The sequence below is a fragment of the Exiguobacterium sp. UBA6309 genome (genome assembly GCF_002439205.1).
Classification (GTDB): domain Bacteria; phylum Bacillota; class Bacilli; order Exiguobacteriales; family Exiguobacteriaceae; genus Exiguobacterium_A.
Map to the genome: position 1 here is coordinate 3,059 of NZ_DJTL01000004.1, position 571 is coordinate 3,629.

Here is a 571-nt window from a genome sequence, read left to right on the forward strand (position 1 = left end):
ATCATAAACTGATACTTTTAAAAGTGTCAACGTTCCGTATACTAAAGGGGTGAAAGTCAACCAAGGGGGAATGGATATGGAACGTCAACAAGGTACGGATCGTGTCAAACGTGGAATGGCTGAAATGCAAAAGGGTGGCGTCATCATGGATGTCGTCAATGCGGAACAAGCAAAGATTGCGGAAGCAGCAGGAGCTGTCGCAGTCATGGCACTCGAACGTGTCCCGTCAGATATTCGTCGTGACGGAGGTGTGGCACGGATGGCAGATCCGTTGGTCACGGAAGAGGTACTTGGAGCAGTCTCGATCCCCGTCATGGCAAAATGCCGGATTGGTCATATCGTCGAAGCGCGTGTCCTTGAATCGATGGGGGTCGATTTCATCGATGAGAGCGAGGTACTGACTCCGGCAGACGAGCAATATCATTTACTGAAATCGGAGTTCACCGTACCGTTCGTCTGTGGCGCACGCGATCTTGGGGAAGCCGCTCGCCGGATTGCCGAAGGAGCGGCGATGATTCGGACGAAAGGCGAGCCTGGAACCGGGAACGTCGTCGAAGCCGTTCGCCATATG

The 571-nt window shown here is 53.2% G+C and carries 1 pseudogene; it reads left to right on the forward strand.

Annotated elements, in window-relative coordinates:
* Window positions 1-76 precede the first annotated feature (76 nt).
* A pseudogene (locus tag B3M90_RS00105) lies at window positions 77-571 on the forward strand (pyridoxal 5'-phosphate synthase lyase subunit PdxS); the annotation flags it as partial.